Genomic DNA, 25904 nt, shown 5'->3' on the forward strand with positions numbered 1-25904 from the left:
CGGAAAGGCAGGACACCCGCACCATGGCGGTGAACAACCGAGACCGTGTCACCAGCATGATCGACATCATCGCGGAGGGGCTGCTGCCCTTCCTGGATCGGGAGATGGTCAAGCGGCAGGGCGACACCTGGTTCGAGGACGCGGAGAGCGAGGCGAAGAGCCAGGGGAAGCAGATCGGCAGGCAGGACCCGCAGTTCCTGCTGAACCTGCTCCAGCGCTACTGGAGCACCTACTTCCGGCACCAACTGCCGGGCAGCGCCCGGGGGTTCGCCAGCGAGATGAACGACGTGCGCAACCGGTGGGCGCACCACGAGCCGTTCACCGCGGACGACACCCTGCGCGCGCTGGACACGGCGGAGCGGCTGCTGCGGGCCGTGCACGCGGACCCTGCCCTCGTCGAGCAGATCCGGGAGTCCCGGCAGACGCTGCACCGGCAGGTGACGGAGGAGGAGACGAAGAAGGCGGCCCGGAAGGCGCGGGCCGTGCCGAGCGTGGCGGCCGAGGGGCTGCGGCCCTGGCGTGACGTGCTCACCCCGCACAAGGACGTGGCGCGCGGTGACTTCAACGCCTCCGAGTTCGCCGCCGACCTGTGGCGGGTGGCGCGCGGCGAGGGCGCCGCCGAGTACACCGAACCGGAGGAGTTCTTCCAGCGGACGTACCTCACCGAGGGTCTTGAGGAACTGCTCGCCAAGTCGTTGCGCCGGATCAGCGGTGACCCGAACGCCGCCCCCGTCATCAACCTCCAGACCAACTTCGGCGGCGGCAAGACCCACTCGATGATGGCGCTGTACCACCTGTACGCGCCGGGCCTGAAGGTGAACCGGCTGCCGCAGGACCTTCAGGAGCTGATCGCCGCGGCGCCGGGTGGCGGTCTGCCCGGCGGGACGGTGCACCGGGCCGTGCTCGTCGGCAACGAGCTGGGCATCGGGCAGCCGGACGTCAAGCCCGACGGCACCGTCGTCAACACCATGTGGGGCCAGCTCGCCTGGGGACTCGGCGGCCGGACGGCGTACGACATCATCGCTGAGGCCGACCGCACCAGCACCAGCCCCGGCACCGCGCTGCTCCAGGATCTGATCGCCGCGTACGCGCCCTGCGTCATCCTCATCGACGAATGGGTGCAGTACGCCGGTCCGCTGCTCGGCAACGACAACCTCACCGCCGGTTCCTTCGAGACGCACTTCTCCTTCGCGCAGTCCCTCACCGAGGCGGTCGCCTCCGTCGACGGGGCCCAGCTGCTGGTGTCCATCCCGGCCTCCGCGACAGGCGAGATCAGCGCCGCCGACCAGTACGACATCGGCGGGGAGAACAACCGCACCGCGCTGGAGCGTCTGCAGAACGTCGTCCACCGCAAGGCCGACGCATGGCGGCCCGCCAGCTCCGACGAGTCCTTCGAGATCGTGCGCCGCCGCCTCTTCCAGACGCCCACCAGCGAGGTCCAGGCCGAGATCAACAAGGTGGCGCGGCTGTACACGCAGTTCTACGGCACCGAGAAGCGTGAGTTCCCGGCCGGCTGCGACACCATGGACTACGAGCGACGCATAAAGTCGACGTACCCGATCCACCCGGAGCTGTTCGCGCGGCTCTACGAGGACTGGTCCACGCTGCCCAGGTTCCAGCGCACCCGGGGCGTGCTGCGGCTGATGAGTACGGTCATCCACGCCCTGTGGCGGGACGAGAACCACAGCCCCATGATCATGCCCGGTGACGTGCCGATACACGACACCCGCGTCAACCAGGAACTGACGTACTACCTGGAGGACCGCTGGAAGCCGATCATCGACGCCGACGTGGACGGACCCGACTCCACCCCGGCCTCCGTCGACGCCGAGAAGCCCGTGCTCGGGCAGCGCGGGATGAGCCGGCGCGTGGCCCGTACCGTCTTCATGGGCTCCGCGCCCCGCGTGCACGCCGCCCGAAAGGGACTGACCGAGCCGCACATCCGCCTCGGCATGGCCATCCCCGGCGAGCCGCTCGGCAACTTCCGCACCGCGCTCAACGCCCTCGCCGACCGCTCCACCTACCTCTACGGCGACGGCGAACGCCACTGGTACGACACCCACGCCAACATCACCCGCACAGCCAAGGACGAGGCGAACAAGCTCCTCGACGACCCCGACAAGGTGTGGGCGGACGTGGTGCGGCGGCTCAGCGTGGTCCAGGCCGTGCGCGGCCAGTTCACCGCCGTCCACGCGGCACCTTTGCCCGCGAGCGAGATCCCGGACAACGACAGCGCCCGTCTGGTGCTGCTGCACCCCCGCTTCACCCACCGCAGCGCCCGGGACGTGCCCGACACCGAGGCCCTGGGCTTCGCCCAGGAAGCCCTCGACCAGTACCGCTCCGGGACCCGGCAGCACCGCAACTCCCTCGTCTTCCTCGCCCCCGACCGCAAGGAGATCGAGGAGGTCGCCGAGGCCGTCCGCGAGTACCTGGGCTGGAAGGAGGTCCTCACCCAGCACGTCCAGCTCGACCTGACGGAGAACCAGCGGACGCAGGCCAGGACCCGGATGGAGAAGGCGGACGAGACGGTCAGCCTGCGGCTCGGCAAGGCCTACCGGTGGGTCCTCGTCCCCGAGCAGATCCCCGGCGCGAAGATCGAGTGGGTCAACTTCAAGGTCGACCTGCCCGCCATCGACGACGCCGCCATCCAGGTCGGTGACCGGCTCAAGCGCCAGGGCATGCTCTACATCCAGCAGGCCCCCGCTGTTCTCCACCAGCGGATCGAGGACGCGCTGGGCCAGGAGTGGGACCGGGACGGACACATCTCCGTCGGCCGCCTGTGGGAGCTGCACACCAAGTACCCGTACATGAACCGGCTGCGCGACCGCTCGGTCCTCGACCACGGCGTCGAGGACGTCCTCACCCACGTCACCTGGGAGACCGACGGCTTCGCCCTCGCCACCGGCCATGATCCGGCGACCGGTCGCTACCTCGGTCTCGTCCTGCCCTGCCGGGGCGGCTCCTTCGGTCAGATCACCGACACCACGCTGCTGGTACGGGCCGACCTCGCCGTCGCCCAGGAGGCCGCCGACCTGGCGGCAGTCGCGGCCCGGCAGCAGGCACAGGCTGATCAGGACGAGGACACCGACGACGGCACGGGCAGCGGCAGCGGTTCCGGCACAGGTACCGGCACCGGTCAGGGCTCCGGCGGACCGTCGGTGTCGCCCCGCCCCGCGCCCGGTGTTCCAGGCCCGGCGCCCGCCCCGTCGCCCCGCGTCCCGACCCGCTTCTACGCCCACGCCCGGCTGGACACCGAGCAGTACAGCAAGCAGGCCACCAAGTACGCCTTCGAGATCCTCCAGCACCTCGAAGCCATCGGGGCGGACGTCGAGATCACGGTCGAGATCCAGGCGACCGCGCCCGGCGGCTTCCCCGCGGACAAAGTGCGCACCCTCACCGAAAACTCCAACACCCTGAAACTGCAGGCCCATTTCGAGGAGGAGTAGGCATCGTGGGCCGGGCCCGGCGGCGTCCGTCCGGCCCGGCCTGATCGTTTCGGCGTCGGCCAGCCCTCTCGATAGGCTGGTCGATCCACGTCGTCCGAGACCTCCACGGGGGAGCACCGTCATGGCCGCACGCAACCGCAACAGAGTTATCCACTTCTACGAGATCGCCGACGCGGATGCCCCCGCCACCCACCGTCTCCCACACCGCGACTGGGGAGCCCGTATCCGCAGCCTGTGCGCCCAGCCGCCCGCGCAGCGCACATCGCGCACCGGCGACGAGATCCTGGTCGGGGCCGTCGACACCCTCCAGACCGCATCGCACCTGCTCCTCGCCAAGGTCCGTCAGGACGTGCCGCAGCTCATCGACCAGGTCGACGGCACCCTCAGTCGTCTCCAACTCGCCGCGGACAAGGAGCTGGTGGACGTCACGACGGTGTACTTCCTGCCCTTCGGCAACGTCGTCGCCACGATGGCCGGCGGCATTTCGGCCCCCCGGGCCCAGGCCCTGAAGCGCTGGTTGGACGACGTGCACGCTGCCGCCCCTGACGTCCGTAACATCGAGCTGCGGCCGGTGGTCAACGCCCGCTCCCGGGAGAAGCTCGCGCATGCGGCGGCCATCGAGCAACTGACCGTGCGCATCGCTCCCGAGCCGCCGGACAGCCCCACCGCCCTGCGCGCCAGCTCCAACCTCGGCAACGCCCTCAGCAGCCTGCACGCGGACAACCCGGACATGATCATCACGCTGAAGCTGGAGGTGCCGAAGAAGTCCGGTGTGCTCTCACCTCTCCGGCGCTCCCGTGGGCACCACCAACTTCTCGACTCCACACGGGTGTTCGCCAACGACATCGCGGACTGGCTGGACAACTCCGACGCCGTAGATGCCGCCTCCGCGCAGGCGCGCATGGAGGCTTGGCACAGCGAGGCCGACGACGAGAAGATCGACTTCGTCAAGGAGCGCATCACCGCGAAGGCCGTCGTACCCTTCTCCTCCGCCAACGGCCATGCCATCGACCTCCAGGTGGCCCTGAACGAGCTGGAGAGGGTCTCCCTGGAGAACGAACGGGTGCTGCGGGCCGCTGTCAGTGCCGACCTCTAGCCTGGAGGGTAGCTGGGGCGAAAACCCTGGTCGGGGCGTGTGGGGGAGGGGCGGGCATGGCGAGTGTGGTGGAGGCTGTACGCAGGCTGGTGAACGCTTGGCGGTCACGTCCGGCAGCGGACTGGCTGGTGACCGCGATCGTCCTCGGTGGACATGGTCTGGTGGTCGCCTTGACGGGACGGGGCGATGTGTTCGGCGCACCCGGCCGTGAACAGCGCATAGAGATCTACACCACCGGCGCCACTGTCGTAGCCCTGGTGGGCAGCTTTGTCACCGCCGCCATCGCGCAGTACGCGTCCGCCACCGGCCGCCGTATGCGGGTCCTGCGCACAGCGCCCCAACTGGCCTCACAGTTCCGGCGGAACTGGGTGAGCGTCCTGTCGGCCACCCTGCTCATCTCCGCCGTCTGCCTGCTTGCCATCGCCCTCGACACCAATGAGAAGGACCCGAGAGGTGTCCATTGGGTCGTGGAGGGCGCTCTGCTCCTCGCTGCTGTCCGCGCCTACCGTCTGCTGTGGTTGTTCAACTCCGTCATTCAGGCGACGGACAGAGACCTCGCCGACTCCCCCAGCTGATGGCACAGGGATCTTCCACGCATCACGGATGACATCTTCTGTTGCTTGCTGTTGCCCGACATCGGGTGATCTTGGAGCGCGGAGAGGGATGTAGAGCAGCGACCGATCCCGTGAGGAACGGACGCCACCGCCGGATCCGCTGCCCTTCGGGTTGCGCGGGAACCAGTGCCCGATTCGGCACGTTGGAGCATCATGGGGGCATTCGGTCTCCGGCGCCGGGGGAGGTGTTCCGTGTCGTACCCGACACCGTGGCAGGGACAGGGACCGCAGCAGCCGTGGCAGGGGCACGGTGGAGCGTCGATGCTGGCCGCGACCGCCGACCGTGAGCGCACCGTGGACGTGCTCCGGGCGGGCTTCGCCGAGGGGCGGCTGCGGGAGGACGAGCTGGAGAAGCGGGTCGCGCGGGCCTACGACGCCCGCACGGTCGGCGAGTTGATGCTGCTGGTCGCCGATCTGCCCCAGGGCCCGCAGACGGCGGTCGTCCAGGTGCCGCCGCCGGGTTTCCGTCCGGTGCCGCCGACCTTCCTGCCGGCCCCGCTGCCGCCGACCAACGGCAAGGCGGTCGGCGCCCTGGTCTGCGGCCTGCTGATCGTGCCGACGCTGGGTCTGACCGGCATCCCGGCGGTGATCCTCGGCCACACCGCCCGCGCGGAGATACGGCGGAGCGACGAGGTGGGTGACGGGCTGGCGCTGACCGGGCTGGTCCTCGGCTGGCTCGCCGTCAGCGCCTGGAGCCTGTTCCTGATGCTGCTGGTGGTGGCCGGAGCGAGCTCCGCCTGACGTCTCCGTACCGTAGATTCGAAGATCGCGGAGGGGGCGCGGCTTCGGCATGTCCCGTGCCGAGCCGTGGGCGCCACCCATTTGTTTTGACCGCAGCGAATGAGGTAGGTACGCTCAGACCTTGTGCCTGGGGTGTGCCCTGGCTCCCGTGCGTGCCTTGAACCGCACTAAGGGAGCCGACACTGGCCACCGCAATCTGCGCCCCTTTTGCTGCCCGGCGAAAGTCTGCGGGATTCGACACACCCGACCGCGTGGGTCGGCGACGTTCCAGGTTAGCTTCACCATCGGCACACAGAAACCGGAGAAGTAGTGCCTACGATCCAGCAGCTGGTCCGGAAGGGCCGGCAGGACAAGGTCGAGAAGAACAAGACGCCCGCACTTGAGGGTTCGCCCCAGCGTCGCGGCGTCTGCACGCGTGTGTTCACGACCACCCCGAAGAAGCCGAACTCGGCCCTGCGTAAGGTCGCGCGTGTGCGTCTGACCAGCGGGATCGAGGTCACGGCCTACATTCCGGGTGAGGGACACAACCTGCAGGAGCACTCCATCGTGCTCGTGCGTGGCGGTCGTGTGAAGGACCTGCCCGGTGTTCGCTACAAGATCATCCGCGGCTCCCTTGACACCCAGGGTGTCAAGAACCGCAAGCAGGCCCGCAGCCGCTACGGCGCCAAGAAGGAGAAGTAGAAAATGCCTCGTAAGGGCCCCGCCCCGAAGCGCCCGGTCATCATCGACCCGGTCTACGGTTCTCCTCTTGTCACCTCCCTGATCAACAAGGTGCTGCTGAACGGCAAGCGCTCCACCGCCGAGCGCATCGTGTACGGCGCCATGGAGGGCCTGCGCGAGAAGACCAGCAACGACCCGGTCATCACGCTCAAGCGCGCGCTGGAGAACATCAAGCCCACGCTTGAGGTCAAGTCCCGCCGTGTCGGTGGTGCGACGTACCAGGTTCCGATCGAGGTCAAGCCCGGTCGCGCCAACACGCTCGCGCTGCGCTGGCTGGTCGGTTACTCCCGCGCCCGTCGCGAGAAGACCATGACCGAGCGTCTGCTCAACGAGCTTCTGGACGCTTCGAACGGCCTCGGTGCGGCCGTCAAGAAGCGCGAGGACACCCACAAGATGGCCGAGTCCAACAAGGCCTTCGCGCACTACCGCTGGTAGTCGCTACCCACGACGAGACCGAGAGAAGACCGAAGCCTTATGGCTACCACTTCACTTGACCTGGCCAGGGTCCGCAACATCGGGATCATGGCTCACATCGACGCGGGCAAGACGACCACCACTGAGCGGATCCTCTTCTACACCGGCGTCAGCTACAAGATCGGTGAAGTCCACGACGGCGCTGCCACCATGGACTGGATGGAGCAGGAGCAGGAGCGTGGCATCACGATCACCTCTGCTGCCACCACCTGTCACTGGCCGCTTGAGGACAACGACTACACGATCAACATCATCGACACCCCGGGGCACGTCGACTTCACCGTCGAGGTGGAGCGTTCGCTGCGCGTCCTCGACGGTGCCGTCACGGTGTTCGACGGTGTCGCCGGTGTCGAGCCGCAGTCCGAGACGGTGTGGCGTCAGGCCGACCGTTACGGCGTGCCGCGCATCTGCTTCGTCAACAAGCTCGACCGGACCGGCGCGGAGTTCCACCGCTGCGTCGACATGATCAAGGACCGCCTCGGTGCGGTACCGCTGATCATGCAGCTTCCGATCGGTGCCGAGATGGACTTCAAGGGCGTTGTGGACCTGGTCCGCATGAAGGCGCTCGTGTGGTCCGCCGAGGCTGCCAAGGGCGAGATGTACGACGTCGTCGACATCCCGGCCACGCACGCCGAGGCCGCCGAGGAGTACCGCGGCAAGCTGGTCGAGGCCGTCGCGGAGAACGACGACGAGATCATGGAGCTGTTCCTGGAGGGCATCGAGCCCACCGAGGAGCAGCTGTACGCCGCGATCCGTCGCGTCACCATCGCGTCCGGCAAGTCCAACGGCGTCACGGTCACCCCGGTGTTCTGTGGCACCGCGTTCAAGAACAAGGGCGTCCAGCCCCTGCTCGACGCGGTCGTGCGCTACCTGCCGACCCCCCTGGACGTCGAGGCCATCGAAGGCCACGACGTCAAGGACCCCGAGGTCGTCGTCAAGCGCAAGCCGTCCGTGGACGAGCCGCTGTCCGCGCTCGCGTTCAAGATCATGAGCGACCCGCACCTGGGCAAGCTCACCTTCGTCCGGGTCTACTCGGGCCGCCTGGAGACTGGCACCGCGGTGCTGAACTCCGTCAAGGGCAAGAAGGAGCGCATCGGCAAGATCTACCGCATGCACGCGAACAAGCGTGAGGAGATCGAGGCGGTGGGCGCCGGCGACATCGTCGCCGTCATGGGCCTGAAGCAGACCACCACCGGTGAGACGCTGTGTGACGACAAGAACCCGGTCATCCTGGAGTCCATGGACTTCCCGGCGCCGGTCATCCAGGTCGCCATCGAGCCCAAGTCCAAGGGTGACCAGGAGAAGCTGGGTATTGCCATCCAGCGTCTCGCGGAGGAGGACCCCTCCTTCCACGTTCACTCGGACGAGGAGACGGGCCAGACCATCCTCGGCGGTATGGGCGAGCTGCACCTTGAGGTGCTGGTCGACCGTATGAAGCGCGAGTTCAAGGTCGAGGCCAACGTCGGCAAGCCGCAGGTCGCGTACCGTGAGACGATCCGTAAGGCCGTCGAGCGCGTGGACTACACCCACAAGAAGCAGACCGGTGGTACCGGTCAGTTCGCCAAGGTGCAGATCGCGATCGAGCCGATCACCGAGTCCGACGGCCCGGCGTACGAGTTCGTGAACAAGGTCACCGGTGGCCGTATCCCGCGGGAGTACATCCCGTCGGTGGACGCCGGTGCGCAGGAGGCCATGCAGTTCGGCATCCTGGCCGGCTACGAGATGACGGGCGTCCGCGTCACGCTTCTCGACGGTGCCTACCACGAGGTCGACTCCTCCGAGCTCGCCTTCAAGATCGCCGGTTCGCAGGCCTTCAAGGAGGCCGCGCGCAAGGCGTCCCCCGTGCTCCTTGAGCCGATGATGGCCGTCGAGGTCACCACGCCCGAGGACTACATGGGTGAGGTCATCGGCGACATCAACTCCCGCCGTGGCCAGATCCAGGCCATGGAGGAGCGTGCCGGTGCCCGCGTCGTGAAGGGCCTCGTGCCCCTCTCGGAGATGTTCGGCTACGTCGGCGACCTCCGCAGCAAGACCTCGGGTCGCGCAAGCTACTCGATGCAGTTCGACTCCTACGCCGAGGTTCCCCGGAACGTCGCCGAGGAGATCATCGCGAAGGCCAAGGGCGAGTAACACACACCGTTTGCACGCTTTAGGCTTGACACCGACCGCCGGGTCTCACCCGGGAGGGCAGACCCCGGCGGGCGGCATCCCAGCAAAGATCACCTGGCGCCGATGAGTAAGGCGTACCAGAACCACTCCGCAGGAGGACCCCAGTGGCGAAGGCAAAGTTCGAGCGGACTAAGCCGCACGTCAACATCGGCACCATCGGTCACATCGACCACGGTAAGACGACCCTCACGGCCGCCATTACCAAGGTGCTGCACGACGCGTACCCGGACCTGAACGAGGCCTCGGCCTTCGACCAGATCGACAAGGCTCCCGAGGAGCGCCAGCGCGGTATCACGATCTCGATCGCGCACGTCGAGTACCAGACCGAGACGCGTCACTACGCCCACGTCGACTGCCCCGGTCACGCGGACTACATCAAGAACATGATCACGGGTGCGGCGCAGATGGACGGCGCCATCCTCGTGGTCGCGGCCACCGACGGCCCGATGCCGCAGACCAAGGAGCACGTGCTCCTGGCCCGCCAGGTCGGCGTTCCGTACATCGTCGTCGCCCTGAACAAGGCCGACATGGTGGACGACGAGGAGATCCTTGAGCTCGTCGAGCTTGAGGTCCGTGAGCTCCTCTCCGAGTACGAGTTCCCGGGCGACGACCTGCCGGTCGTCAAGGTCTCGGCGCTCAAGGCTCTTGAGGGCGACAAGGAGTGGGGCCAGACGGTCCTCGACCTGATGGCCGCCGTCGACGAGTCGATCCCGACCCCCGAGCGTGACGTCGACAAGCCGTTCCTCATGCCCGTCGAGGACGTCTTCACGATCACCGGTCGCGGTACGGTCGTCACCGGCCGTATCGAGCGTGGTGTCCTGAAGGTCAACGAGACCGTTGACATCATCGGCATCAAGCAGGAGAAGACCACCACCACGGTCACCGGCATCGAGATGTTCCGCAAGCTGCTCGACGAGGGCCAGGCCGGTGAGAACGTCGGTCTCCTCCTCCGTGGCATCAAGCGCGAGGACGTCGAGCGCGGCCAGGTCATCATCAAGCCCGGCTCGGTCACCCCGCACACGGAGTTCGAGGCCCAGGCGTACATCCTGTCCAAGGACGAGGGTGGCCGTCACACGCCGTTCTTCAACAACTACCGTCCCCAGTTCTACTTCCGCACCACGGACGTGACCGGCGTCGTGACCCTCCCCGAGGGCACCGAGATGGTCATGCCGGGCGACAACACTGAGATGACCGTTTCGCTCATCCAGCCCGTCGCCATGGAAGAGGGCCTGAAGTTCGCCATCCGTGAGGGTGGCCGCACGGTGGGCGCCGGCCAGGTCATCAAGATCAACAAGTAGTTCTGATCTGACCCGGTTGTAGTTTCCGGGGAGGCCCGTACGACTTCGGTCGTACGGGCCTCTTTGTCGTTGCCGTGCCCGCTGTTACGAAACTATTCGGCGGGTACGACCTGTTGTCGCCCCCGGCCACCCGTCCCACCATTTGTCATGCCACTGAGCAAATGAGGTCCGGAGAGGTGTGGAGGGGTGTGCCATGTCTGCGTCCGTCAGTCGAAGAGCCGTTCTGGGAGCGGGACTTGCCGCGGTACCGATGCTGTCGTCGCGGAGCCCGCAGCCCGTGGAGGCGGGTGCGTACATCTCCTTCTCGCGTACGACGGGAGCCTTCCCCCTCGTCGGCGCCCCGGTCGTGGTGGACCCCGACGATCACCCCGGAGTAGTACGGGTGGCGGGGGACCTGCGGGCCGACATCGAACGCGTCACGGGCCTACGCCCCGGTGGGGGGCTCGCGCGTGAGGTGGTGCTGGTCGGCACGATCGGCCGCAGCGCGCTGATCGACGGCCTGGTGACCGCCGGAAAACTGGACGTCTCCGGGATCCGAGGCCGCTGGGAGACCTCGCTCCAGACGGTGGTCGAGCACCCGATGCCGGGGGTGGAGCGGGCGTTCGTCGTCGCGGGGAGCGACCCGCGCGGCACGATCTTCGGTGCGTACGACGTCTCGTACGGCATCGGCATCTCGCCCTGGCACTGGTGGGACGACGTGCCGCCGACGCGGCGGAGCGAGGTGTGGGTGCTGCCGGGCCGCTACTCGCAGGGCACGCCGGCGGTGAAGTACCGCGGCTTCTTCATCAACGACGAGAACCCGGCGCTGGGGACCTGGGCACCGGCGTACTTCGGACCGGGCAAGGCGCCGGGGTATCCGGGCGGCTTTACGGCGGACTTCTACGCTCGCGTTTTCGAGGTGCTGCTCCGCTTGAAGGGGAACTACCTCTGGCCGGCGGTGTGGGGACGGGCCTTCGCGGAGGACGACCCGGAGAACCACCGGCGGGCTTCGGAGTACGGGGTTGTCATGGGCACGTCTCATGAAGCGCCGATGATGCGCGGCATCGAGGAGTGGAACCGGCACGCGGTGGCCGCCGTCCGGGACTCCTCCGGCGCGATCGTGACACCGGGCCACGATCCGTACGGCGGGACGGGCGAGTGGTCTTACCGGCTCAACTCCCGGGCGATACAGGCCTATTGGCGGGCCGGAGTGCAACGCATGGTCGACCAGGGCTTCGAGGGTGTCGTCACGCTCGGCATGCGCGGCAACGGAGACACCGGCCTCCCCGACGGCGACGGTATTGAACTCATGCAGGAGATCATCGCGGCCCAGCGGCAGATCATCGAGGAGGTGACGGGCCGGCCGGCGGCGGAGACCCCGCAGGTGTGGACGCTGTACAAGGAGGTCCAGCGGTACTGGGACCGGGGCTTGAGGGCGCCGGACGACGTGACGGTCGTACTGACGGACGACAACTGGGGGAACATCCGCAAGCATCCGGATGCGGCGGGGGAGGGCGAGCGGGCCGGGGGCTACGGGCTGTACTACCACTTCGACTATGTGGGCGCCGGGCGGAACTACAAGTGGGTGGACACGGCGAACCTGCGGAACGTGTGGGAGCAGCTGCACGCGGCGCACGCGTACGGGAATCGGGGGTTGTGGGTCGCGAATGTGGGCGACCTGAAGGGGAACGAACTGCCGACGGAGTTCTTCCTCAACTACGCCTGGAATCCGGAGGGTTGGGATCTGGAGCGCTTGGGTGAGTGGGAACTGCGGTACGCACGGCAGAACTTCGGGGCTGGTCATGCGCAGGAGGTCGCCTCGGTCCTGGCGGAGTACGGGCAGTTGCAGGCGCGCCGCAAGCCGGAACTGCTGAACCGGCGGATCACTCTCGTCGACGGCCAGGTGGTGTACGACGACCAGCAGACGCCGTTCGCCTTCGGGCACCGGGAGTTGGAGCGGGTCACGGAGGAGTGGCGGGAGCTGGGGCGGAGGGCCGAGCGGATCGGGCGGCGACTGCCGGGCGGTGGGGTGCGGGACGCGTGGTTCGAACTCGTCGGGTACGCGGTGGCGGCGACCGCCAACCTGTATGAACTGCGGTCGGCCGAGTTCACGAACCTGCTGTACGCGGCGCAGGGCCGGGCCGCGACGAACTCCCTGGCGGACGCGGCGGAGGCGGCCCTCGCGCGCGACTTCGCCCTGGCCGAGCGCTTCAACTCGCAGGTGGCGGGCGGGAAATGGGCCGGCTTCCAGACACAGCCGCACATCGACTACGGGGATGTGGAGCGGTACGGGCCCAATGCCGGGTGGCAGCAGCCGGAGCGGGACAACGTGGCGTTGGCGGACGTGCTGTTTCCGGCGGTGCGGCGGGTTGGGGTGAGGGAGGGGGCGGAGATGGGGGTGGCGGTGGAGGGTACGGAGGTGGGGGTGTGGTGGCCGGGAGGCGCGTCGGGGGTGGGGGCCGTGCTGCCTGTGTTCAGTCCGTATCAGACGCGGCCGCAGCAGTTCGTCGAGGTGTTCAACCAGGGGCGTACGGCCTTCGACTACCGGATCGATACGTCGTCGGCGCCGTGGCTGGTGGTGGAGCGGTCGCGGGGGCGGGTGGAGCGGCAGGTGCGGGTCGAGGTGGCGGTGGACTGGGCGCGGGTGCCGGTGGGGCGCGCGGAGGGGGCGCTGACGGTGACCGGTGCGGGGGCGTCGGTGGCTGTCACCTGCGTCGCGGAGAAGCCGTCGGCTCGGGAGCTCCGGAGGTTGCGGGGGTTCGTGGAGGCGGGTGGTTATGTGGCGATCGACGCGGAGCACTACGACCGGGTGGTCGGCGGGTGGCGTCGTATCGACGGCATCGGGCGTACCGGGGCGGGGATGACGCCGTGGCCGGTGACGCTGCCGCGGCAGACGCCGGGCGGGGCGGGTTCGCCGCGGCTGGAGTACGAGGTGAGTCTGTTGGCGGCGGCTTCCGGGGGCGAGGTGACGGTGTGGGCGTATCTGTCCCCTCGTAACCCTGCGTTGCCGACGGGCGGTCTGCGCTACGGCGTCTCGCTCGACGACGGGCCGATCGAGACCGTCGACATCAACGTCGGTGCTGATGACGGGCTGTTGAACGCGGTGTGGGCCCGCAACACCTCCGACAACGTCAACGCGACGTCGACGAAACACTCCGTGACGAAGGCCGGGGTCCACCGGTTGAAGTTCTGGATGGTGGACCCGACGGTGGTGCTGCAGCGGCTCGTGATCGACACGGGAGGTCTGCCGGCGCTGTACCTGGGGCCGTTGGAGAGCCGGCGGGTGTAGCGAGGGGACTGCGGTGGGCGTGTCGGGTGTGGCAGGTGTGGCGGGTAAGTCGAGTGTGCTGGGTGTGTCGGGGGTGCCGAGGGAGTTGGGCGTTTCGGCTCCGAGTTCGGCTCTGAGTTCGGCTCCGGGGAAGCTGGTGTCCTCGCCGGGGGAGAAACGGGCCGCGGCGAAGGCGATCGAGGAGCACATCGGGCCCGACACGCTCGTGGCGGGGCGCTGGGCGGACGAGGAAATCGGCGCCGCCGTACGGGAGTTCGCGGCGAAGGACGGGGACGGGTGGCTCACCTCGGCCGCTCTCAAGAAGGCGCACGGGGCGTGGGCGGACCAGGTGAAGAACCTGATGGACCGGCTCGGCGCGGAGCGGGACGCGCTGCGGAGCGGGAACGCGGTGCTGACGAGTACGGATCTGGCGGTGGGGTCGACGTTGCGCGAGCGGTCCTCGCTGGACACGTACTGAGGTTGGGGTGACAGGGCGATGCCGACGTATCACGAGATCATGACCACCGACCTCGCCACGCTGACCACGGCGGCCGAGCGCTGGGACGGCATGGCGGGAGAGTTCGAGAAGCAGGAGACGGCGTACCGGCGGGATGTGCACCGCATCTCCATGGGCACGTCGTGGACGGGGCTCAGCGCCGACGCGGCGAACGCCCGCTTCGACACCACGCTCAAGGAGTTCGGGTACGCGCAGACGGAGGCCAAGGCGATCGCGTCGCTGCTGCGGGACGCGCACGCACGGTTCGTGGAGCTGCGGGGCCGGGTGGAGGCGGCGCGGGGGGACGCGATCCGGGCGGGCATGCGGGTCTCGGAACAGGGAGTGGTGAGCCCCGGCCCCGACCAGCCGGAGACTCCCGCCGATCCGCATGCCGCACAGCAGTGGCAGGACCGCATCACCAAGGCGGTACGCGATGTGACGGACACGGACACGGGCGTCCGGATCGCGCTGGCGGGGGCCGTGATCGATTCCGAACTGCTCGCCGGAGGGCGGGGGTTCAACGGCAGGGCGATGGGTGATGTGGAACGGTACGAGGCCGAGGAGACGGACCAGTACCTGGAAAAACTGAGCAGGGGCGGCGAGTTGACGGACACTCAACTCGCCGAACTGGAAAGGTCCTTCCGCGACAACAGCGGCGACGAGGTGTTCGCGCGGACACTCCTGGACGACCTGGGCGCGACGGAGACGCTGAAACTGACGAACGAACTGAACGACCGTATCCACGTCCAGGGCGGCGCCGGTGCGGGCACGTACGCGACGATCGAGACGGGCCTGGCGAACACGCTCGCCGCGGCGACAAGACACCCGAAGTCGGACTGGTACCGGAAGTGGCGCACCGACATGCGGCACGCAGGCCTCCAGCACTACGCCACCGACGCCCAGGGCCTCCACCTCGACAAGGCGGTCGGCTACCAGTCGCTGGTCACGCTGATGCGGAAGGGCCACGGGTACGCGCCCGGGATGGTCGAGGACCTCACCGACGACATGATCGCGGCGGAGAAGAAGCAGCCGGGGATCTGGCGGGTGAAGGGCACGTACGCCGGGGCGCGCGGCGGCTGGTTCGCCAACGACCCCGTAGACGGCATGCTCGGCATCATGAGCCGCGACCCCGCGGAGGCCGCACGTTATCTCCATTCCGACGCCCACATGAAATACCTCATGAAGGACCGCGACTGGAATGTCACCCTGAACGATGAGGGTCCTTCGAAGGGCGGCCACTATGTCCCCCGGTTGGACGGGGACGACCGGGCGGGATTCGGGGCGGCGTTGCAGGCGGCGGCGACGGGGATCGATCCTGCGGATCCGCACGGGGCGCGGGTGGGGGACCGGGCGACGAACGACGCGGTGTTCAAGTCGGCGTTGACGTATCTGTCGGACAGCGGCGACGATTTCCCGCCGTCGCTACGGAAGCCGATGGCCAATGTGCTCATCAGCCATGGGGATACGGTGCATGCGGCGATGAGTGAGGTCGACGTCGCCCATTCCCCCTTGGACCAGCACCGGCTTTTCGAGGTCGCGAAACAGGTGTCCAAGGATGAGGGGGCGTACGGGACGTTGAACGGGGGGATGAACCAGGCCATGGTGTCCGCCATTCACCACGACCACTCGAACTCGGCTGACTCTCTCAGCGCGGCCGGCCGCACCGTCGGCTTTCTGGAGGAGGCCCGGGTTCAGGCTGCTGGAGACCCAAAGGTCGCGGCATTCGAGGCCAAGCCGCTCTTCGACAAGGCGATCAGTTATATCCCTATGGGTAGTGGGGATGTGCAGATGGGGTTTGACTATGTGACGGATCAATGGCTTGCGGATGAGCAGAAGAGGCTTGATGACAAGCAGACCGAAGAGAACGTCAAAGTCTATTACAGGAGGAACGGACAGCTCATGGGCCTCTCGGAAGAGTGGAGCAAGACACATCGAGTTGATAACAGTTCCTACTTTAACCCGCAGCAGGAAATTCGCCGAGCCGCGACCGACGGGATGGCGAACGCCAAAGGTGTCTCCGGGGAACAGCCCAAGTGAAATCATGTATCCGTCTCGGGCTGTCCGTGCTTTCCGTTACGGTCCTCGCGGTATCCTGCGCCGAATCGGCCGACCACGAGATTCCGAAGGCTATTTGTGGTACGTCCGTCGATCCTTCGGTGAGTCGTCCGTTGGTGACATCCGACGAGGACTTGCACGAGTACAACCGTGTGGATCGTTCTGAAGCAATTACGGCTCCCTGCGTGTTGTTGTCCGGCCCTGACCCGGTCCTTGACCTCGGGTTCTCGTGGGACCCGAACCCGACTGACCTGATGTACCTGGCGAAGGGCACAGGATCGGTCTCGCACGTGACGGATCCCCGCGCCATCGACTTCGCCTACAAGTCGATCGTCGGCACCGACGGAGCCATCTCGATCGCCAAATGCAAGACCAACGGTGGCGACTACTTCACCCTCACCCTCCAAGTCCCCCTCACGGACCACACTCACCGCAAGGACATCGAGAAGTTCATGCGGGCCTACTTCCCGGCGACTCTCAAGACCCTGGGGTGCAAGTGAGGTAAAGAGGCCGCCGGGCCTGAGTACTCGTGCTCATGTGTCGCCCCGTGCCCTGCAGTTGGCTGGGGGCATGTCGATCACACAGGGCACCTCGGTACGCGGAACACGGGTGGGACAGCTGATCGCGACGGTGGTCACCCTTCCCGCCGCCTTCTTCGCGTACATCATCGGCAGCCTCACCCCCATGGCCTGCGACTCCTGCAACGGTGCGGAAGCCGATCGCTTCAACCGGAAGTTCGACACTGCCTTCACCATTCTTCAGGTGGGGCTTCTGACCTCCCTGGCGCTGCTGCTCGCCAGTTGGGGCCTGCCGCAGACCGAGAAGACCGCCGCCCGGCGTGCTCTGTTCGCCGTCCTCGCGCCCAGCACCGTCATGTTCTCGTTCCTCCTGTTCACCGGCATCGTCCCGACCCCCAACTGACGGCGGCCGGTTCTGATCGCTCCGTGTTACTGCGCGAGTTCGTGTTGTCACTGGTTGTAGCTAAGGTGGTCGCAGAGGCGCAGCACCTCGACAGGAACGACGGAGCAGGCCACGTACGGGGGAGGGCATTGTGCTGCCGAGCGACAGCGGATCGGAGCCTGGGCCGGGACCGGGGTCGACCTTCGGGGCCTCGTGGGCGTCGGGGGGCATCGGCGCGGTGCGGGGCGCCGCCGCCGATGTCGTCACCGAGTTCTCGTCCTTCACGGTGTTCCAGAAGCGCGTCGACCAGTTGATCCACGATCTGAAGGGCTCGGACGCCGGCCCGGACAAGGTGGGCCAGGAGCAGCTCGTACGGCATCAGTTCGGCGGGGGTGGCGGTCAATGGTCGGAGGCGGCCGGGCTGTTCACCGCGTACGAGACGGTCGTAGGCGAACTCGAAACGTTCTCGAAGCTGCTCTCCGACTCGATGGAGGGCATGAACATCGCGGTGCTGGCCTCGCACAAGGGCTACCGGAACATTGACGTCGACGTCCGCGACCGTATGACCGCGATCGGCGCGGAGACGACGAAGCACTACGGAGGCACCTACGACCCCCACCCCCACACCAGGTTCCCGAAGAAATCCCACACCGCGACCGGGCGCGACGCGGGAGGCACGATCTGATGTCCGCCACAACGCACGGAACCGGCAGCAGCACCCCCTTCGAGGACATGAGTCACGAGCAGATGCTCGCGTGGCTCGACCAGGCGAACTCGCGCACGGTGCGGTCCGCCGCCGACCGCCTGACCGCGGCCGCCAAGGAGATCCGCAAGATCGGCGAGGAACTCAAGGTCCGCCCCCAGTACGTGGATTGGCAGGGCGAGGGAGCCGACGTCTTCCGCACCTGGGCCGACGACCTGGCCAACTCCACCCTCCGCCTGGGTGACTTCAGCGACGACGCGGCGAAGTGGCTGGGCCAGGCGTCCGATGCGATCGCCCAGGCTCAGGCGTCGATCCCGCGCGACACGAAGACCGCACGGGCGAACCTGAACGAGGCGACACCGGCGCACAACGGCCCGGACACCACGCCCGTCACCGTCCGGTCCGCGACCGAACTCGCCGCCCTCGCCGCGCACAAGGAGAAGATCCGCCAGGAGGCCGCGTCGCAGATGCTCAAGCTGGGCCAGTCGTATCGACTGTCGGCGACGCAGCTGGACGGGTTGGAGCGGCCGATGTTTCCGCCGCCGCCGACAGATCTCCAGCCTGCCGTCGTCAAACGCGACGAGAACGAAGTGGTGTCTGCTGGGGCCGGGGGCGGCCGTACGTCGTCCACCGGCGCCAAGACCGGAGCACCTTCGCTTGCCGCAGCGCGTCCGACGAGGACGCGGGCCGTTGACGACACCAGAGGGGCGGCCGGTGAAGCCCGCCCGCACGCGACGGTTCAGCGACCCTCGCTCGAAGTACTGGACCAGGTGGCGGTGACAGTCGACGGCGTTCAAGTGCTCCCGCTCCCGCCAGTGCTGCCGACGAGTTCGGTTGGACCGTCGGACGAGGGCTGGGCTGGCGGTAGCGGTTCGGCGCCCACCGGAGTGATGCCGCCGACGGTGCCGGGCGGCGTACGGAACCCGTCTTCGGTCCCCCTGGAAGCGGGAACGGGGCGCTCGACGGCCGGCGCGCGTGCTGTTGCTCAACCCGCGCGAAGGGCGGCAGGGACCGTGCGTCCGGTGACCGGTGGCAGGCCTGTGGGGCCGCTGGGACGGGAAGCCGCGCAGCCGACCACAGGGCAGGCGTCCGGCAACAGGGGCAGCAACGGCATCACCGGTGGTCGCCCCACGCCACCGGCGGCCGGATCGTCGACCGGTCGGCGTGCCGGTGGGCTGCCGCGCGGCACTGTCGTCGGTGGTGAGACAGCCGGCACAGGTGGTACGGGCGGTACGACCGCTCGCGGTCCGGCCGGGCCTAGGTCCTTCGGGGGTACGGGAGGCGTAGGCGCCGGACAGCGAGCGACGCCGGCCGGCCGTCGAGGCATCGGCGAGGGTGTCATGGGCGGTCGTCCGCAGTCGCAGCAGCGTTCAGGGGCCGGGCCGACCGGTTCCCGTTCGTCGAACACGCGACGGAACGGCGAACAGGGCAGACGGAACGGCGAGCAAGGCAAGAAGGCCGGCGACCGGAGTGAGGAAGCCGAGCCAAGGAGCGCCACCGGCCGCTCGGACACCAAGCCTCGGCCACCGACTCTGTGGCCCCCATCCCTCTAGCTCCCAGCCCCAGACCCAGTGACCAAGAGGAAGCAGATGCCGGCCAGCACGTCGAGGAACTCCCGCCTGGGGAGTGCTGTCTCCGCAACCGTGGGCCTGCTGTTGACGGGCATGGTGACCACGCCCGCGTACGCGGAGTCCGTTCGGGAGCAGGAGTGGCACCTCACCGCCATGAAGGCCGAACAGATCTGGCGGACCAGCACGGGCAAGGGCGTCACGGTCGCGGTCATCGACACCGGAGTGGACGACAACCTGGCCGATCTGCAGGGCCGGGTGCTCGCGGGCAGGGACGAGGCGCCGGATTCACCGGGCGACGAACACGCGGACTACGACGGCCACGGAAGCACGATGGCCCTCCTGATCGTTGGTACCGGCGCGGGAAACGGAGGCGAGGGCACCTTCGGACTCGCACCTGGCGCGAGGATCCTCCCCGTGCGCATGCCGGACAGGGGATGGGATGCCGGCAGGTACAACAAGGAGTTCAACCGGACCCTGAGCAGTGCGATCCGCTACGCGGCCGATTCCGGGGCACAGGTCATCAACATCTCGATGGGATCGTCCAAGGGATCGGACCAGCTCTCGGCTGCCGTGAAGTACGCGCTGGACAAGGGGGCGCTCGTCTTCGCGGCGGTCGGAAACAGCGGCGCCGGCGGAAACCAGGTCGAGTACCCAGCCGCCACTCCGGGCGTGGTCGGCGTGGGATCGGTGGGCAAGGACCTCCACAAGACCGCCGAGTCCGAGTACGGCCCACAGGTGGACGTCGCCGCCCCCGGCGACGAGATGTACCACGCCTGTCCGAACGGCCAGGACCTCTGCCACTCCCACGGCACCAGCGACGCCACGGCCATCGCCTCCGCCTCCGCCGCCCTGATCTGGTCCAAGCACCCGACCTGGACCAACAACCAGGTCCTCCGCGTGCTGCTCAACACCATCGGCGCCCCCACGGACGGCGCGAAGCGCAACGACTCGATCGGGTACGGGATCGTCCGGCCTCGTGTCGCTCTGCAGAACCCGGGGAACCCCGGTCCGGCCGGGGCGTACCCGCTCCCCGACCTTGCCGCCGCCCAGGCCTCCGCGGCTCCGAGCGCGAACGCTTCGGGCTCCGGTGCCGCAGGTGCTCCGGAGAACGGGGACGGCCTTCCGGCCACCACCTCGTCCTCGGGGAGCGGCGGTGAAAGCGTCCGCTGGATCGGGTTGGGCGGCGGTGCCGCGGTGCTGGTCGCGGGGGGTGCGGTGGTATTCGTCGCGTGCCGACGCAGACAAGCGTGAGCAGTCGGCATCGGCAGCACGAGGCAGCTGTGAAGGATCGATGAGGGGTGACCTTCGAGGGTCAGGTCGCCCCTGCCGTTGGGTAAGTTGAGGATCTGGTAAGAACTCCGTGGCCGGTCGGGCCGGTTGCCGGGGTACGGGGATCAGGGGAGGACTCGGGGCGATGGCCTGGGACGAGTGGGAGCAGCTCAAGGCCGACGCGGCCCAGAGGGGCTCGGCGCACATGAGGCTCAACCAGCTTCCCGCGGACAGCGCCGGCAGCAGTGGTGATCTGGTGGTGCACCAGGACGACCTCGGCGCTGTCGGCCATGAAGCGTTCACCCTCCACGACGATCTCCGCAGGGCGGCGGACGTCGACGGTATGGGCGCGGACAAGCAGGGCAACGGATCCACGATGCGGGCCGCTGCCGAACTGAAGGCGCAGAACTTCTCCATGGGCCCCGCCATGTCGCAGACCGTCACGACATGGACGAGTCAGGTGCAATCACTCCTTCAGGCGTGTGCCCATATTTCGAACCACCTCGACTACACCCAGAAGACGCACGCTCATGACGACGCACTGATCGCGGCATCGGCGCGAGACGCCGGTGGCTCCGCCCTGTCGGTGTCGCAGCTCAACAAGTACTTCAAGTAACGGAGGTTGCGGCCGTGTCCGGGGTCACGATGACGAATCTGGCGGAAGTCGATCTGGGGAAGCTGGAGGCCAGTGTCGCCGACTGGAAATCCGTCGTCGACAAGCTCGACGATCTGGCGACCAGGGCCGAAACAGGCCTGCGGGCAAAGGCGGACGGTGCCCGCTGGGCCGGCGTGAACTCGGATGTCACACGGGAGTTCGTGGGAAAGACTGCCAAGGAGTTCAAGGACGCGCATGCCGAGGCCAGCAGCATCCACAAGGTTCTCGACGACGCCCACACCGAACTCGTCGGAATCCAGAAGAAGTTGGAGACCGCGCTCCACAAGGAAGCGCCGGGGCTCGGCGTAAAGGTGGAGGACTACGGGAACGAGGGCGGCAGCCCGGTGATCCACGTGTTCTTCCCGCACGATCGCACCACGGACGACACGCATACCCAGGAGCAGCTCGACGAGGCCCACCACCTGGCCAGTCGCATCGCCAACCTGGTGGCCCACGCCCAGGAGATCGACGACTCGGTGGCTCGCGCTCTCAACAAGAGCCACGGCAAGGACGGTCACAACTTCGGCCATGAGACATACACGTCCCTGGACGACGCGGAGCAACGGCGGGCCACCGAACTGGCCGAACTCGGCACGGAGATGACCGACAAGCAGCTCGCCGAGTTCGACTCCCTCATGAAGTGGAACGCGAAGGATCCCGACTTCACCACCGCCTTCTACAAGTCTCTCGGTGGAACCGAGGAGACGCTCACGTTCTACGGCCGTATGGCTCTCGACGGCACGGAAGGCGATGACAAGCAGCGCCTGGCCCTGACCAGGCAGCTCCAGAGCAGCATGGGCATCGCTCTCGCCACGGCGACCAACACCGCCAACGAACCTCATCTGCCGACCACTTGGGGGGACGAGTTCAGAAAGCTGGGAACCAAGCAGATCGAGCTCTATCCGGGCGCGATCAACTCCCCCTACGGTTACCAGATCCTCGGTGGGCTGCTTCGGTACGGGAACTACGATCCGAAGTTCATCAACCCCATCGCCGAACACATCGTTCAACTGCACCACAAGGACCCCGACTTCTTCCTGGGCAACAAGCCGATGACAGGGGGTTCCGACCTCGACTGGGGATTCAACCCGTCGGGGAAGACCGGTGCCGGCTACGACCCGCTCACCAGCGTGCTGGAAGGGCTCGGGCACAGCCCCGAGGCATCGAAACTGTTCTTCTCGGACGACATGAAGCCCACGGTGTACAACGAGGACGGCACTGTGAAGGCCGGCACCCTCGACTACACGTACTTCGACGAGTTGACGAACAAGGACTTCGAGTGGCCGCCGGACAGCCTTGTCGCTCCCGGCAGCGACGCTGCCGCGCATGCCCGTGACAGTGGACCGGACGCACTAGGGCACGCGCTGGAGGCAGCGACGCTGGGGCACGCGTACGACGACCCCGCGCCCAAGCTGGTCCGGGACGGAACCTCGGCCGCGATCATGGAAAAGGTCGTGGCGACGTACGGCAATCCGGAGAACGTCCAGGATCCCCTTACGGACAGTCTCGGTCGTATGGGGGCCGGCTACATCGACGATCTGAACTGGGCGCTGAACGACAACAGGGCGGACAGCCTGTTCTCTCCGACCGATTCGGCCGGCCATGCGCAGTTCGGATCGAGCAATGCCATCAAGTTCCTGAGTTCGGTCGGCCAGCACCCGGACGGCTACTCGGACATCTCGACCGCTCAGCAGATCTACGGAACGAGCGCGCTGGAAGCGCAGGCCGACGGGAACCACATCAATCAGCCGCACGCCCGGGAGATCGTTCGTACCGGTGCGGAGATTCAGGGAATCCTCGATCAGTCCAGGGCGGATCAGGTCAGGGCAGAGGGGCTCGCGAGGGACGCTGAATACAACAAGAGCCTGGGCCAGAAGGCGAGTTGGGTCTCGTTCGGCGCGGGCGTCGGCATCGCCGCCGGAGCGGCTTTCCTGCCACCCGTGGCTGCCGTCGGTGTGGCAGGCACACTGATTCCTGTCTTCATGGGCGCGGGAGAAGGCGCCATCTCGCAGCAGATCGGCACCGTGATCGGCGACGGCGCGGAGACGATGCAACAGGACAGCGGAAGCACCATTCAGGAGCAGCGGACCGAGATCTATCGGGCGGGCCAAGTCGCGGCGGCAGCCCCGATGAACAGCTTCATGCTGAGTCACGGCATCTCGAACGATGACGACGGCTTCGGGCAGGACCTGGAGGATGCCCTGGACGCCGGGTACGGGAAGGGGACCAACGGAGAGAGCCAGCGGGGTGCGCTTCCCAAGACCTGACGCGAGTTGTTGCCCGCCGCGTGGGAGGTCACTCTCGCCACCGTACAGACGAATGGTATTGCTGATGAAGTGCCCGAAGATGACACCAGTCCTGATCGCAGTGGCTCTCACTGTGGCGGGCTGCCAGGGCGGGGGATCGAAGGCGGCGGATCCGCCGAGTCGGAGCCCGGCGAGCGAATCCTGCGACAGGTCTTTGAGTTCCTCGGTCAAGGCGGCCATGAAGCGCGTGGCCGACATTCCCGTTTCCGTGAAGACCTCCTTCATCGGACATCCGCAACGGACCGCTGATCAGGTGGTCGCACGGTACGAGGCCGGGGGAGTCGGGGATCTCTCCAGTATCTCCTTCTGCGGAGCCTACAAAGGATCGTCAGGACTCGATTCTGTGATGGTCAGCTACTACCTTCCTGAGGATTCACCCGGAAAAGGTCAGGCCGCCGAGACTTTCAAGGAATACCGAATGGGGAAGTTGGCCCTCGCCGGTGTCAAAGTCGGCGTTCTCTATTTCGAGTGCACCAGTGGCAAGTTCAGCGGGAGTTCAGGCGCGCCCGTTCTGATACGGGGAGAAGTGCGGAGCCGGTACGAGGCGAGCGAATCAGCCGCTGCGGCGCGTACGGACAACCTGCGCATCCTGCACGGCTCAAGCCGTACTCTCGCGAGCCTGCTCAACTGCGAGACGAGCTCCGGTCTTTCGGACACCTTCAGCATGCCGCCCGAGGCGTAGGCGGCGCGATCCTGTCGAGGTACGCGAGGGATCTGGTGGCCGTAGAAGCCGCGCAGTCCTTCAGGAACGGTCATCGCCCAGCATCTCCACCGCCCGATCGAACCCCGAATCCCGCCCCGCCGCGCACTCCTCCTTCGTGAACACAGGAACCGTCACCTGCGGCGGAATCCCCGCTCCGTCGAACGTCCGGCCCGAGTTGGTCAGGTACTCCTCGTTCGGGAGCCAGGCGGTCATGCCGTTGGGGAGTTTGCGTTCCATGACGTCGGAGAAGACGCCCTGGGTGGGCCGGCCGATGCGGATCGTGTGGCCGGGGCGGTCGATCAGGGCCTGGGTGAAGGTCTCGCCCGCGCTCACCGTCGAGCCGCCGGTCAGCAGGGCCACCGGGCCGGTGTAGTGCGGGGCGTGGGCCGGGAGCACCGGGATCGGCTCGGGGCGGGTGTGGCGGTTCGGGTTCGCCGGGTCGTTGCGGGCGCGCTTGGTGTACGCGATGTAGGGGGTGTCGGTGAGGCGTTCCGCGATGTGGATGCCGAGGGCGTCGGAGCCGCCGCCGTTGATGCGCAGGTCGATGATCAGGCCGTGCAGGTGACGTGAGCGTTGCGGTGTGAGGACGGTGTTCAACGCCCGGTCCAGTTCGGTCAGTTGGGCCGCGTACGACGCGTCCTCGTCCGGCAGGTAGCCGTCGAAGCCGGAGATGCGGAGGTAGCCGAGACGGTTGCCGCCCGCCACGTCCGCGTACGTAATACGGCCATTGGCGAAGTCCTGGCGGTACGGGGCCTTCGCCAGATCCCGCGTCTCGATGAACTTCTTGACCTTCGCGTCCAGTTCCTCGTCGGGCACCGCCGTGCCGGGGCGGCCCTCGGCGAACACGCGGTCGCCGTCCTGGACCGCGACGTGGGCGTCGTAGAGCGGACGCACCATCCTGCTGAAGATGCCGAACAGTTCCGTCCTGGTCGTGTCCTTGTGCACCTGCGGGCGGTATTCGTTCCGTACCGCGTGCCAGTCGATGCCCTTGGCCGCGAAGAACGGGTAGTTCTCCTCGTAGGACTGCCAGAAGACGTCGAAGGTGGTCAGCGGGTCCTTGGGGGTGGGGTGAGTGCAGGCCGGCGGCAGGGAGGAGATGCGGTGCAGGTTCCGGTGGCCGACCGAACTGGCCACCGCCACCGACGCGTGGTTCCTGTCTTTGCCCGGCCGCACTGTGAGGACGTCGCCGTCCAGCGTGTACGTCCCCGGGCCCGTCCGCCGGGCGGTGTCGCCCTTCAGACAGCTCACTGCGGTGGTCTGGTACTCCTCGTACCTGCCGTGGCCGACAGCCACGACCGTGCCGTAGCCGTCCATGCGCCAGAGGCCGTCGGTGGTGCGGTCGGCGCCGGCGGCGGACGCGGCCGGCGCGGCGATGCCTGTGGCGAGGGTCAAGGCAATGACGGTGGCGATACGCACGTTCTGATCTCCCCGTGGAGCGGCT

Annotated in this window: 20 protein-coding genes; 19 read left to right on the plus strand and 1 reads right to left on the minus strand. The window is 67.5% G+C overall.

Features of this window, described 5'->3' with window-relative positions:
* Window positions 1–23: 23 nt before the first annotated feature.
* The 19 genes from ACIBJH_RS23825 to ACIBJH_RS23915 all read left to right on the plus strand — a co-directional run bounded on the left by ACIBJH_RS23825 (window position 24) and on the right by ACIBJH_RS23915 (window position 24442).
* Complete coding sequence (locus tag ACIBJH_RS23825) at window positions 24–3446, plus strand: DUF499 domain-containing protein (protein WP_399118854.1); 3423 nt, start codon at window positions 24–26, stop codon at window positions 3444–3446.
* Window positions 3447–3567: 121 nt separating this feature from the next.
* The gene (locus ACIBJH_RS23830) at window positions 3568–4542 is read left to right on the plus strand and encodes a hypothetical protein (protein ID WP_399118855.1); all 975 of its coding nucleotides are present in this window, start codon (window positions 3568–3570) and stop codon (window positions 4540–4542) included.
* Between the two features lie 56 nt (window positions 4543–4598).
* A complete protein-coding gene (locus tag ACIBJH_RS23835) occupies window positions 4599–5117 on the plus strand; it encodes a hypothetical protein (protein ID WP_399118856.1) in 519 nt (172 codons plus the stop codon).
* A gap of 231 nt (window positions 5118–5348) precedes the next feature.
* Entirely contained in the window at window positions 5349–5897 is a 549-nt protein-coding gene (locus ACIBJH_RS23840) for a DUF1707 and DUF4190 domain-containing protein (RefSeq protein ID WP_399118857.1), read from the plus strand.
* A gap of 309 nt (window positions 5898–6206) precedes the next feature.
* Entirely contained in the window at window positions 6207–6578 is a 372-nt protein-coding gene (gene rpsL, locus ACIBJH_RS23845; protein ID WP_003948652.1) for a 30S ribosomal protein S12, read from the plus strand.
* Window positions 6579–6581: 3 nt separating this feature from the next.
* Window positions 6582–7052: a 30S ribosomal protein S7 gene (rpsG, locus tag ACIBJH_RS23850; RefSeq protein WP_005481264.1), complete on the plus strand. Its 471-nt coding sequence runs from the start codon at window positions 6582–6584 to the stop codon at window positions 7050–7052.
* 39 nt (window positions 7053–7091) lie between these two features.
* Complete coding sequence (fusA, locus tag ACIBJH_RS23855) at window positions 7092–9221, plus strand: elongation factor G (protein ID WP_399118858.1); 2130 nt, start codon at window positions 7092–7094, stop codon at window positions 9219–9221.
* Between the two features lie 143 nt (window positions 9222–9364).
* A complete protein-coding gene (tuf, locus tag ACIBJH_RS23860) occupies window positions 9365–10558 on the plus strand; it encodes an elongation factor Tu (RefSeq protein WP_200710711.1) in 1194 nt (397 codons plus the stop codon).
* Between the two features lie 193 nt (window positions 10559–10751).
* On the plus strand, window positions 10752–13826 hold the full coding sequence (locus ACIBJH_RS23865; RefSeq protein ID WP_399118859.1) for a glycosyl hydrolase 115 family protein: 3075 nt from the start codon (window positions 10752–10754) through the stop codon (window positions 13824–13826).
* Window positions 13827–13962: 136 nt separating this feature from the next.
* Window positions 13963–14283 (plus strand): hypothetical protein, encoded by a 321-nt coding sequence (locus tag ACIBJH_RS23870; protein WP_399118860.1) that lies wholly within the window; start codon window positions 13963–13965, stop codon window positions 14281–14283.
* Between the two features lie 39 nt (window positions 14284–14322).
* On the plus strand, window positions 14323–16338 hold the full coding sequence (locus tag ACIBJH_RS23875; protein WP_399118861.1) for a hypothetical protein: 2016 nt from the start codon (window positions 14323–14325) through the stop codon (window positions 16336–16338).
* Window positions 16339–16646: 308 nt separating this feature from the next.
* On the plus strand, window positions 16647–16856 hold the full coding sequence (locus tag ACIBJH_RS23880) for a hypothetical protein (RefSeq protein ID WP_399118862.1): 210 nt from the start codon (window positions 16647–16649) through the stop codon (window positions 16854–16856).
* Between the two features lie 70 nt (window positions 16857–16926).
* Window positions 16927–17277: a hypothetical protein gene (locus ACIBJH_RS23885; RefSeq protein WP_399118863.1), complete on the plus strand. Its 351-nt coding sequence runs from the start codon at window positions 16927–16929 to the stop codon at window positions 17275–17277.
* Window positions 17278–17407: 130 nt separating this feature from the next.
* Window positions 17408–17941: a hypothetical protein gene (locus ACIBJH_RS23890; RefSeq protein WP_399118864.1), complete on the plus strand. Its 534-nt coding sequence runs from the start codon at window positions 17408–17410 to the stop codon at window positions 17939–17941.
* A complete protein-coding gene (locus tag ACIBJH_RS23895) occupies window positions 17941–19512 on the plus strand; it encodes a translation initiation factor IF-2 (RefSeq protein ID WP_399118865.1) in 1572 nt (523 codons plus the stop codon). The genes ACIBJH_RS23890 and ACIBJH_RS23895 overlap by 1 nt, the downstream gene beginning before the upstream one ends.
* A gap of 36 nt (window positions 19513–19548) precedes the next feature.
* Window positions 19549–20781, plus strand: coding sequence for a type VII secretion-associated serine protease mycosin (gene mycP / locus ACIBJH_RS23900; protein WP_399118866.1), 1233 nt, complete (start codon window positions 19549–19551; stop codon window positions 20779–20781).
* Window positions 20782–20944: 163 nt separating this feature from the next.
* Window positions 20945–21415, plus strand: coding sequence for a hypothetical protein (locus tag ACIBJH_RS23905; protein ID WP_399118867.1), 471 nt, complete (start codon window positions 20945–20947; stop codon window positions 21413–21415).
* Between the two features lie 14 nt (window positions 21416–21429).
* Window positions 21430–23721, plus strand: coding sequence for a hypothetical protein (locus tag ACIBJH_RS23910; RefSeq protein WP_399118868.1), 2292 nt, complete (start codon window positions 21430–21432; stop codon window positions 23719–23721).
* Between the two features lie 52 nt (window positions 23722–23773).
* Complete coding sequence (locus ACIBJH_RS23915; RefSeq protein WP_399118869.1) at window positions 23774–24442, plus strand: hypothetical protein; 669 nt, start codon at window positions 23774–23776, stop codon at window positions 24440–24442.
* 60 nt (window positions 24443–24502) lie between these two features.
* On the opposite strand, the gene ACIBJH_RS23920 is transcribed toward ACIBJH_RS23915, so the two are convergent.
* Complete coding sequence (locus ACIBJH_RS23920) at window positions 24503–25879, minus strand: S41 family peptidase (RefSeq protein ID WP_399118870.1); 1377 nt, start codon at window positions 25877–25879, stop codon at window positions 24503–24505.
* Between the last annotated feature and the right edge of the window lie 25 nt (window positions 25880–25904).

It is taken from the genome of Streptomyces sp. NPDC050548 (assembly GCF_044457385.1).
Classification (GTDB): domain Bacteria; phylum Actinomycetota; class Actinomycetes; order Streptomycetales; family Streptomycetaceae; genus Streptomyces.

Excerpts from the sequence above, each read along its gene's own strand:
- ACIBJH_RS23825 (WP_399118854.1), top strand. The coding sequence starts at position 24 with ATGGCGGTGAACAACCGAGACCGTGTCACCAGCATGATCGACATCATC.
- ACIBJH_RS23830 (WP_399118855.1), top strand. The coding sequence starts at position 3,568 with ATGGCCGCACGCAACCGCAACAGAGTTATCCACTTCTACGAGATCGCC.
- ACIBJH_RS23835 (WP_399118856.1), top strand. The coding sequence starts at position 4,599 with ATGGCGAGTGTGGTGGAGGCTGTACGCAGGCTGGTGAACGCTTGGCGG.
- rpsG (WP_005481264.1), top strand. The coding sequence starts at position 6,582 with ATGCCTCGTAAGGGCCCCGCCCCGAAGCGCCCGGTCATCATCGACCCG.
- fusA (WP_399118858.1), top strand. The coding sequence starts at position 7,092 with ATGGCTACCACTTCACTTGACCTGGCCAGGGTCCGCAACATCGGGATC.
- ACIBJH_RS23865 (WP_399118859.1), top strand. The coding sequence starts at position 10,752 with ATGTCTGCGTCCGTCAGTCGAAGAGCCGTTCTGGGAGCGGGACTTGCC.
- ACIBJH_RS23875 (WP_399118861.1), top strand. The coding sequence starts at position 14,323 with ATGACCACCGACCTCGCCACGCTGACCACGGCGGCCGAGCGCTGGGAC.
- ACIBJH_RS23885 (WP_399118863.1), top strand. The coding sequence starts at position 16,927 with ATGTCGATCACACAGGGCACCTCGGTACGCGGAACACGGGTGGGACAG.
- ACIBJH_RS23895 (WP_399118865.1), top strand. The coding sequence starts at position 17,941 with ATGTCCGCCACAACGCACGGAACCGGCAGCAGCACCCCCTTCGAGGAC.
- mycP (WP_399118866.1), top strand. The coding sequence starts at position 19,549 with ATGCCGGCCAGCACGTCGAGGAACTCCCGCCTGGGGAGTGCTGTCTCC.
- ACIBJH_RS23905 (WP_399118867.1), top strand. The coding sequence starts at position 20,945 with ATGGCCTGGGACGAGTGGGAGCAGCTCAAGGCCGACGCGGCCCAGAGG.
- ACIBJH_RS23915 (WP_399118869.1), top strand. The coding sequence starts at position 23,774 with ATGGTATTGCTGATGAAGTGCCCGAAGATGACACCAGTCCTGATCGCA.